The organism is Bacillus cereus group sp. N12 (genome assembly GCF_016483575.1).
GTDB lineage: Bacteria > Bacillota > Bacilli > Bacillales > Bacillaceae_G > Bacillus_A > Bacillus_A toyonensis.
This window is the reverse complement of the sequence record NZ_JAEHBO010000012.1, coordinates 95,272-105,308: the sequence shown is the minus strand read 5'-3', so window position 1 is coordinate 105,308 and position 10,037 is coordinate 95,272. Positions and strand designations below refer to the sequence as shown.

Here is a 10,037-nt window from a genome sequence, read left to right as displayed (position 1 = left end):
CTAGCTAATGCGACGCGGGTCCATCCATAAGTGACAGCCGAAGCCGCCTTTCAATTTCGAACCATGCAGTTCAAAATATTATCCGGTATTAGCCCCGGTTTCCCGGAGTTATCCCAGTCTTATGGGCAGGTTACCCACGTGTTACTCACCCGTCCGCCGCTAACTTCTTGAGAGCAAGCTCTCAATCCATTCGCTCGACTTGCATGTATTAGGCACGCCGCCAGCGTTCATCCTGAGCCAGGATCAAACTCTCCAATAAAGTTAGTTTGTCTAGCATCTAAAAATAAAAATTGACGTTTCACGTTGTTTGTTTCGTTCAGTTTTCAAAGAACTTGTCCGCCGCTTCATAAGCGACTTCATCATATTAACATCTTCATTTTTCGATGTCAACAATGTTTCTTAATTTCTTTTTGTCGTTTTCTGCGTTTCCGCATCAGCGACGTTTATTAATATACCATCGTGATTTCGAAATAACAAGTACTTTTTATAAAAAAAATAAAAAAATCACCTATCCTACTTTCTTCTATGTAAGGACTCCTTATCCTCTCTACTGAAAACAGGTATTTTGATTGTATACCAATACACTCCGAGCAACCAAACTGTAGGTCACAATAACTTCTCAGATTTTCATTCTCTTCTATATTAAAGTTCATAATCATTTACTCCCTATAGAATAACGATATAAATTAGCCGTAAGAAACGAATCAATCCACATTAAAAAGCAATTCGAACGAACAATTTCCTCCCCCATCAAAAATTGCACTTTATACAAATAATACAATCTCACCAAAAACATTATCTTAAGATTGTTGTTAGAATTTTTTTACATTTAATTAATGAAAAATATCCATTTTTTGTTATATAGTAAGAAAGTGCCCACAAAACTATAAATACTAATGGAGGAATTATCTTATGGATAGGTTAACAAAATTTTCATTAAAAAACCGAGCTGCTATTATTATCATGGTTTTTCTCATTTCCATACTCGGTGTTTATTCCGGCTCTAAATTACCTATGGAATTTTTACCAAGCATCGATAACCCTGCAATAACTGTCACAACATTATCTCAAGGGCTCGATGCTGAAACGATGACTAAAGACGTAACTGATCCCCTTGAAAAACAGTTTCGTAATTTAGAACATATTGATGGCATCATTTCCTCCACACACGAAGGATTATCACGCATCGACATTGCATATACATCCAAGGCAAATATGAAAGATGCAGCACGCGAAGTCGAAAAAGCAATTAATACGATTAAATTACCTAAAGATGTAACTAAACCTGTAGTTAGCCAATTAAATACTTCTATGATTCCACTCGCTCAAATTACCATTCAGAAGCAAAATGGATTTTCAAAAGCTGACGAAAAACAAATCGAGAAAGAAATCGTACCACAACTCGAAAGCATTGATGGTGTTGCCAATGTCATGTTTTTCGGAAAATCAACTTCCGAATTATCCATCGTTCTTGATCCTAACAAACTAAAAGATAAAAACGTAACGTCAGAGCAAGTATTAAAAGTTGTACAGGGAAAAGAAACTTCCACTCCCACTGGAGCAATTACTGTTAATAAAGAAGAATACAATCTTCGTGTCATCGGGGAAGTAAAAAATATAAATGAGATTAAAAACATCACCGTAGCACCTCAAGTGAAATTGCAAGATATTGCTCAAATTGAACTGAAACAAAACTACGATACAATATCACACATAAACGGAGAAGAAGGAACAGGATTAATCATCATGAAAGAGCCGAGTAAAAACGCGGTTGCAATTGGAAAAGAGATTGATAAAAAAATTAAAGACATAAGTAAGCAATATAAAGATCAGTTTTCCATTAAACTTTTAGCCTCAACTCATGAACAAGTCGAAAATGCTGTTACTAGTATGGGAAAAGAAGTAATCCTTGGCGCAATCGCCGCTACTCTAATTATCTTAATCTTTTTGCGTAACTTCCGAACGACACTCATCGCTGTTGTCAGTATTCCATTATCTATTTTATTAACACTCTTATTACTACACCAATCTAACATCACACTTAACATTTTAACTCTCGGTGGCTTAGCAGTTGCAGTTGGACGTCTCGTCGATGATAGTATCGTTGTCATCGAAAATATTTTTCGCCGTTTACAAAAAGAACCTTTCTCTAAAGATATTATTATCGATGCAACGAAAGAGGTTGCCGTCGCAATCACTTCTTCTACTTTAACAACGGTCGCTGTTTTTTTACCTATCGGCCTCGTATCAGGAGTAATCGGAAAATTAATGTTACCTATGGTATTAGCAGTTGTATATTCTATCCTTTCTTCTTTAATCGTCGCATTAACAGTTGTTCCACTTATGGCTTTTTTACTACTCAAAAAAACAAAGCATCGCAAGCCGAGCTCTTCACCACGATATGTAGCTACATTAAAGTGGGCTCTTTCTCATAAATTTATTATTCTACTAACTTCATTTTTATTATTTGCGGGATCAATCGCTGCATATATATTACTACCAAAATCGAACATAAAGTCCGAAGATGATACAATGTTATCCGTTAATATGACGTTTCCAGCTGATTATAATTCTGAATCTCAAAAGCAAAAAGCCTTTGACTTCGAAAAGAAACTACTCTCTAATTCTGATGTAACAGATGTTATTTTACGAATGGGATCTAGCGCAGAAGATGCACAATGGGGGCAAACGACTAAAAATAATCTTGCCAGTATATTTGTAGTCTTCAAAAAGGGGTCTAATATCGACCAATATATTAAAGACTTAAAGAAAGATCATAAATCTTTTGAACCTGCCGAACTTGATTATATAAAAACGAGTTATTCAAGCTCTGGTGGGGGTAACAATTTACAATTTAACGTAACTGCTACTAACGAAACGAATCTAAAAAAAGCCGCTAACATCGTCGAAACAAAACTAAAGAGTATGGATGCTCTCTCTAAAGTAAAAACGAATTTAGAAGACTCTAAGAAAGAATGGCAAATTCATATTGATCAAACAAAAGCCGAACAATTAGGTTTAACCCCAGAATTAGCAGCACAACAAGTAGCATTCCTTATGAAGAAATCGCCTATTGGTGAAATTTCAATTAACAATGAAAAAACTACTATTATGATAGATCACAAAAAAGAAAATATTAATAAACAAACAGATATTTTAAACGCAAACATACTGTCACCTATTAACGGACCAATTCCTTTAAAGGACATTGCAACTATTTCAGAAAAACAACTTCAAACAGAAATTTTCCATAAAGACGGAAAAGAAACAATTCAAATTACTGCTGAAGCCTCAAGTGAAGATTTAAGTAAAGTAAGCGCAGAAGTAAACAATGCGATAACCAACTTAGATTTACCTAGTGGAGCAAAAGTAAATATCGCCGGCGCCACTGAATCTATGCAAGAGAACTTCACAGATTTATTCAAAATCATGGGGATTGCAATTGGGATTGTATATTTAATTATGGTTATCACCTTTGGGCAAGCGCGTGCTCCTTTTGCAATTTTATTCTCCTTACCATTAGCTGCTGTCGGTGGTATTTTAGGATTAATCATTTCAAGAACACCTGTCGATATAAATTCTTTAATTGGCGCATTAATGTTAATTGGGATTGTCGTCACAAATGCAATTGTATTAATAGAAAGAGTGCAACAAAATCGAGAAAATGGCATGGAAACAAGGGACGCCTTACTAGAAGCTGGGTCCACGAGACTTCGTCCAATTATTATGACAGCTGTAACAACAATCGTTGCTATGCTCCCTCTCCTATTCGGTCAATCTCAAGCAGGGAGTATGGTATCAAAAAGTTTGGCAGTTGTTGTAATCGGCGGTTTGGCAGTCTCAACTGTTCTTACATTAGTAGTCGTTCCTGTTATGTACGAATTACTGGATAAAATCGGTAGAAAAAGACGTTCACGCAGAAAAATCAGTACATCTACAGAAACACCTGATATTTAAAGTAAAAAGGCGTTATCTTCACGAATGAAGATAACGCCTTTTCTTTACCTACCCATATAATCCATCCTTCTTTTGCGCATATCGCTCTATAGGTTGACCAAAGTCTACAATAAGATATTCGTTATTTGAAGGTCTTTTACTCCCCCCCTTTATATCCATTTCTTCTATATTAAAATACAAAAAGAACCCCCTACTTATAAATAGAGAGTTCTTCTTTATAACTTATGCCGCTTTTACCTTCTTCGTCGTTTTACTTTTTCTTTTCGTTCCTGTAAAACGCTTATGCAATAAAGATGCTATCAAGCGTGAAATAACATTGAATAGTAATACCATAATAATTAATACAGCTGCAGATTTTGTCGCAATCAACTTCGCATCCGGGATAATCCCTTCAGAATTCAACTTCCAAATATGAACCGCTAACGTTTCAGCTGGTCTAAATGGATTTAAAGGATGCGCAGGACTTGAGAAGTCCGCTGCTGAATTTAAAATTGGAGATGTTAAACCCGCTGTGTAAATTAATGCCGCTGCTTCACCAAATATACGGCCAGCCGCTAAAATAACACCTGTAATAATTTGCGGTAATGACGACGGGATAATAATACGCGCGATCGTTTGCCACTTTGTCGCACCTAATCCAAGACTCGCCTCTTTTACATTATGAGGAACTTCTGAAATCGCATTTTCACACACACGCGTTAAACCTGGTAAGTTTAAAATAGTTAAAGCTAAAGCACCACCCATTACCGTGTATCCCCAGCCTGTCATTGTAACGAACACTAACAAACCGAATAAACCAACAACAATAGAAGGTAAAGACGCCATTGTTTCAATACATAAACGAACAAAACTTAAAAATCGACCTTGTTTTGCATACTCCGCTAAATATATTCCAGCACCTAATCCAAGAGGAATAGATATAATAAGCGTTATAACAAGCATATAGAAGGAATTGAATAACTGCGGACCAATCCCACCACCAGCTCTTGTATTGCTTGGTTCTCCAAACAAGAAATTAGGATCCCAAAATCCCCATCCCTTTTGTAAAATTTCAAACACTAAGAACACTAGCAAAGCTACAACTAAAGCCGCAACCGCATAAAAGATACCTGTCCAAACTTTATTTACCGTTCTTGCATTCATTATTATCGCTCACCTCTTTGACCAATCGCTCGAATTACTAAAATAAACAGGAATGAAATAACAAGCAAAATCATCGCTAATGTCCATAGCGCATTGTTCCAAGCTGTTCCGTTCAATGTATTCGTCATATCCATTGTCAGAATACCCGTTAACGTTGCTGTTGGACTATATATTCCTTCTGGTAATTTAATCGTGTTCCCGATTACCATTTGAACCGCTAACGCTTCACCAAAAGCACGCGCTAACCCTAAAACTATACCTGTTAAAATCCCCTGTTTTGCAGCAGGAACAATCACTCGACTAATCGCTTGCCATTTCGTTGATCCTAGACCATAAGAAGCTTCTAAATAATCAAATGGAACAGAGCGTATTGCATCAGAAGCGATACTAGCAATAGTAGGTAATATCATAATACTTAGGACAATAATACCCGCAATTAAACTAAAGCCCACTCCTCCAAACGAATCACGTAATAGTGGCACTAAAATCGTAACCCCTAATAATCCGTATACAACTGAAGGAATACCAACTAATAGTTCTAAAACAGGCTTCAATACTTTATTTCCGAACTTCGGCGAAATTAAATTCATGAATATAGCAAGAGCTATAGCAATTGGCGCACTAATAATAACTGCACCTATCGAAACCAATGTTGAACCTATAATAAAAATTACAGCTCCGAAGGTTCCTTCGTCAGCGTTCGGATTCCATTTTGTCGATGTTAATACCTCAGTAAATGAGATACCACTTTGCGTAAAAGATTGAATTCCTTTACCACAAATAAACGCAATAATAGCTAATGTAACTAAAACAATAAAAATACCACAAAACGTAACGAGTGATCTTCCTATATATTCACTCTTTACGTAATTTATTTGTTTTTTCCCCTTCATCACAGGACAGACCCCACTTCATAAATTGAAATGAACAGGACTGACCTTGCAGCCAGCCCCATAAATTTTATTACTTATTTAATTTAGACATCGGAATGTAACCCATATCTTCTACTTGCTTTTCGAAATCTTTACCTTTTACATAGTCAATGTAAGCTTTTGTTGCTTCTTTTGCCTCACCTTTTGTTACCATGTACTCGTAAGACCAGAATGGATATTTACCAGCAGCGATGTTCTCAACTTTTGGTTCAGATCCATCAATTTTAACCGTTTGTAGCGCACCTTTTTTCTCACCAACCATGTAAGACATTGCTAAGTAACTCACTGAACCTGGAGTAGAGTTAATCGCTTGCTCTACAGCACCATTAGAATCTTGTGTCGTACCAGTTCCATCATTAATTTTCGCGTCTTTCATCACTGTCTTTTCAAAAGTAGCACGTGTACCAGATGAAGCTGGACGGTTAATTACGTTGATTTTTTCGTCTTTCCCGCCAACCTCTTTCCAATTCGTTACTTTTCCAGTGAAGATATCTTGTACTTGTTGTACTGTTAAGTTATCAACTTTTACATCTTTATTTACGACAAGCGCGAATGCGATACCCGCAACTTTGTTATCTACTAATTCTTTTGCTTTATCAGCATCTTTTATTTTATCTCCAGATGGAACATCCGAATTACCAATTTGTACTGCACCAGATGCTACTTGGTTAATCCCTGTTCCACTACCGCCACCTTGAACTTGAATAGAAACTTTTGAATTTTTCTCCATGAATTTCTTTCCAGCTTCCTCTGCAAGAGGTTGAAGCGCTGTAGAACCTGCAGCTGCAATCGTACCTGACAATTCTTGTTTTGCATTATCGCTTCCTTTAGCATTATCTTTACTAGCTGTATCTTCTGCTTTCCCACATCCAACTAATGCTCCTGCTACCACTAAAGCTGCTAAAGAAAATTTAATACCCTTTTTCATAACCATGTCTTGTACCCCCATTTGGATTATCACTTTTCACATTCGTCTACTTTTTTCGAACACAAATTCATTGTAGGACAACAATATTATGTGAGTGTTAAGCAATTTTTAATTTTAAGTAAATGGCGATAATAATCCTAAAAAGCTAGGAATTCCAACATTTGTAGTTAAAGAACCCAACAAAATCCACACTAAACGAGCTGTAATGTAAATTTATTCTTAATAATGTAAACTCAATGTAAATGTTTTTCTTTCTTTTCACCTTTTAGTTAAAAATATATTTACAAATCCACTATATTTTTAACTTTTACAATCTCATTTTATTTACATTAAACAGAATTTCAGTATTTTTTTTTAGTACAACTAAATAAATTGGAACAATTCTAAAAATAATTGAATATTTTTAAAGTACTAATTGACAGCATCATTCAATGTAGTCTACTATATTAGTAGCAAAAAGTTTACCTAAGGAAACTTTTTAAACTTAAACTAACAATATAGAGATGAGGTAACTTTTATGGTATCGGCTAATACAAGACCACTTTCTGCATTTAAAACAGGAGAGTTTGTACAAATTGAGAAGATACAATTAGAAGGAACTATGAAACGACGTTTATTAGATCTAGGGTTTATCCCTGGGGCAACGATTAAAGTATTACAGCGCAGTCCACTTGGAGATCCGGTCGCTTATCAAGTAAGCAATACAACTATTGCACTGCGGAAAGAAGAAAGCTCCCTTATTTTCGGGGTATTAATAGGAGATGATTTCAGATGAGCAACCACCGTATTGCTTTAGCTGGCAACCCGAATACCGGGAAAAGTACATTATTTAATACTTTAACAGGCTTAAAACAACATACTGGAAACTGGACGGGAAAAACTGTTTTAAAGGCCGAAGGGGAATATGAACATAACGGAAATAAATATACATTAATAGATTTACCTGGAACTTACTCACTATATTCAAACTCTGCGGATGAAGAAGTGGCGAGAGATTATATTATCTTTGAAAAGCCAGAAGTCACTGTAGTTGTTATAGACGCAACTGCTATGGAGAGAAATTTAAATTTAGCACTCCAAGTGATGGAAATGACGAGCAACGTAGTTATTTGTATTAACTTAATTGATGAAGCTGAGAAAAAAGGCATCGTTATTGATGAAAAGAAATTAGCAACATCACTCGGTGTACCGGTAGTAAAGATTTCAGCTCGAAACCGAATTGGTATCGGGCATTTACTAAATGTCATCGCTAAAGTAGCAAATAAAAAAATAATTCCAGCACCAATTAAAATTACTTACAGCGAAAAAATCGAAAATATGATTCAGGAATTAGAACCACAAATTTATAAAGTGTTCGGTGATGCGTATCCAGCACGCTGGATTGCGTTACGTATATTAGATGGGGATAAAAATTTCTTAACTACACTTCAAAAACACCATAATGAACCACTTGTAAGGGAGGTCGTAATAAATGGAATCTCACTCAGCCAGTAAAGCTCTTCCATTGGACTATATTATTCAACATGCACAAACACTATCAAAAGAAGATATACGAGATGATATTGTCGGAGATATTTACCGAACATCTGCAAGCATATGTAAAGAATCTGTTCAATATACAAATACTGATAAATTGTATCGTTCCGAAAAACTAGATAAAATTTTCACATCTCCCATCTGGGGATTTCCAATTATGCTCGGTATTTTATCTATCATTTTTTATCTTACAATTGCAGGCGCTAACGTACCATCTGATATGATTGCTGAGTTCTTTGGATGGGTAGAAGGATATTTAACATCTTGGTTCCAAGCAATGCATTCACCTGAATGGTTACATGGTATTTTAATACTTGGTTTATTCCGTGGTATCGGTGCTGTTATTAGCGTTATGTTACCACCTATGGCAATCTTTTTCCCTATGTTCGCACTATTAGAAAACTACGGATACTTACCACGTGTTGCGTTTAATATGGATCGTTTATTTAAGCGATCTGGTGCTCATGGTAAACAATCTTTAACAATGGCAATGGGATTCGGTTGTAATGCAGCTGCTATTATGTCAACGCGTATTATCGAATCGCCACGTGAACGTATGCTTGCTATCTTAACAAACAACTTCGTTCCATGTAACGGTCGCTGGCCTACGTTAATTTTAATGGCTTCACTATTTATGGCTGCTGGTTATACAGGTAGTATGCAAACATTTGTTACCGCTGGCGTTGTAGTTGGAATGGTTGTAATTGGTGTTATTATGACGTTAACCGTTTCTTGGGTACTATCGAAAACAGCTTTAAAAGGTGTTCCAACTCACTACACACTTGAGTTACCACCGTACCGTAAGCCAAAAATTTGGAATACAATTGTACGTGCAACACTCGATAAATCCATCTATGTTTTAAAACGAGCTATAGTTGTAGCTGCTCCTGCCGCTGCATTAACTTGGTTACTCGCTAATATTTTCATCGGTGACACAAGCCTGCTTATGTATTTTGTAAACTTCCTAGATCCATTCGCTAAAATGTTAGGACTTGACGGCTTTATTCTAGCTGCATTCATTCTTGGACTACCAGCTAACGAAATTGTTATTCCGATTTTATTAATGTCTTACTTATCAACTGGATCTTTAACTGAAATAGATGATTTTAATCAGATTAAAAATCTATTCTTAGAAAACGGTTGGACTTGGTTAACAGCGTTAAACACAATGTTGTTCTCCCTTCTTCATTTCCCGTGCGGAACAACACTAGTTAACATATATAAAGAAACAAAAAGTGCAAAATGGACATTCTTATCATTTGCAATCCCTACCGTTATCGCCATTGTTGTTACATTCCTCTCTACACAATTGGTACATTGGTTAGGGCTAGTATAAAGTGAAATTTTACTCAGTAGGGGCTTGTATTAGCCCTCACTAATCGGGCGTGTACGGGCAGTTGACTTCCTATCTAATACCTTGCTTCCACCGATTTTTTTAGGTAAGAGTCTTACTGCCCATTAACGCGGGAGAAAAACAAAGCATACATAGAAGGTATCCCCCTTCACATATGCTTTGCGCGAAAGAAACCTGAAAATCATTC

The 10,037-nt window shown here is 36.1% G+C and carries 7 protein-coding genes and 1 rRNA gene; 4 read left to right on the top strand and 4 right to left on the bottom strand.

Features of this window, described 5'->3' with window-relative positions; all coding sequences use genetic code 11:
* Positions 1–259 (bottom strand): 16S ribosomal RNA (locus JDS92_RS09395); the annotation flags it as partial.
* Between the two features lie 653 nt (positions 260–912).
* Here JDS92_RS09395 and JDS92_RS09390 point away from each other — a divergent pair.
* Positions 913–3,957 (top strand): efflux RND transporter permease subunit, encoded by a 3,045-nt coding sequence (locus JDS92_RS09390; RefSeq protein ID WP_199631859.1) that lies wholly within the window; start codon positions 913–915, stop codon positions 3,955–3,957.
* A 222-nt stretch (positions 3,958–4,179) separates the two neighbouring features.
* On the opposite strand, the gene pstA is transcribed toward JDS92_RS09390, so the two are convergent.
* The 3 genes from pstA to JDS92_RS09375 form a co-directional block, all read right to left on the bottom strand.
* Entirely contained in the window at positions 4,180–5,100 is a 921-nt protein-coding gene (gene pstA / locus JDS92_RS09385) for a phosphate ABC transporter permease PstA (protein WP_199631858.1), read from the bottom strand.
* 2 nt (positions 5,101–5,102) lie between these two features.
* Complete coding sequence (pstC, locus tag JDS92_RS09380) at positions 5,103–5,993, bottom strand: phosphate ABC transporter permease subunit PstC (RefSeq protein WP_000676684.1); 891 nt, start codon at positions 5,991–5,993, stop codon at positions 5,103–5,105.
* Between the two features lie 70 nt (positions 5,994–6,063).
* The gene (locus JDS92_RS09375; RefSeq protein ID WP_000245100.1) at positions 6,064–6,966 is read right to left on the bottom strand and encodes a phosphate ABC transporter substrate-binding protein PstS family protein; all 903 of its coding nucleotides are present in this window, start codon (positions 6,964–6,966) and stop codon (positions 6,064–6,066) included.
* Positions 6,967–7,477: 511 nt separating this feature from the next.
* Here JDS92_RS09375 and JDS92_RS09370 point away from each other — a divergent pair.
* Genes JDS92_RS09370 through JDS92_RS09360 form a run of 3 tightly spaced genes read left to right on the top strand, consistent with a single transcriptional unit; the run spans position 7,478 to position 9,832 of the window.
* A complete protein-coding gene (locus JDS92_RS09370; RefSeq protein WP_000252995.1) occupies positions 7,478–7,735 on the top strand; it encodes a FeoA family protein in 258 nt (85 codons plus the stop codon).
* On the top strand, positions 7,732–8,454 hold the full coding sequence (locus JDS92_RS09365) for a FeoB small GTPase domain-containing protein (protein ID WP_098911616.1): 723 nt from the start codon (positions 7,732–7,734) through the stop codon (positions 8,452–8,454). The genes JDS92_RS09370 and JDS92_RS09365 overlap by 4 nt, the downstream gene beginning before the upstream one ends.
* Positions 8,432–9,832 carry a nucleoside recognition domain-containing protein gene (locus tag JDS92_RS09360; protein WP_000443614.1) on the top strand — a complete coding sequence of 467 codons (1,401 nt, stop codon included), beginning with the start codon at positions 8,432–8,434 and terminating at the stop codon, positions 9,830–9,832. The genes JDS92_RS09365 and JDS92_RS09360 overlap by 23 nt, the downstream gene beginning before the upstream one ends.
* Positions 9,833–10,037: the final 205 nt, after the last annotated feature.

Excerpts from the sequence above, each read along its gene's own strand:
- JDS92_RS09375 (WP_000245100.1), bottom strand. The coding sequence starts at position 6,966 with ATGGTTATGAAAAAGGGTATTAAATTTTCTTTAGCAGCTTTAGTGGTA.
- JDS92_RS09365 (WP_098911616.1), top strand. The coding sequence starts at position 7,732 with ATGAGCAACCACCGTATTGCTTTAGCTGGCAACCCGAATACCGGGAAA.
- pstC (WP_000676684.1), bottom strand. The coding sequence starts at position 5,993 with ATGAAGGGGAAAAAACAAATAAATTACGTAAAGAGTGAATATATAGGA.
- JDS92_RS09390 (WP_199631859.1), top strand. The coding sequence starts at position 913 with ATGGATAGGTTAACAAAATTTTCATTAAAAAACCGAGCTGCTATTATT.
- pstA (WP_199631858.1), bottom strand. The coding sequence starts at position 5,100 with ATGAATGCAAGAACGGTAAATAAAGTTTGGACAGGTATCTTTTATGCG.
- JDS92_RS09360 (WP_000443614.1), top strand. The coding sequence starts at position 8,432 with ATGGAATCTCACTCAGCCAGTAAAGCTCTTCCATTGGACTATATTATT.
- JDS92_RS09370 (WP_000252995.1), top strand. The coding sequence starts at position 7,478 with ATGGTATCGGCTAATACAAGACCACTTTCTGCATTTAAAACAGGAGAG.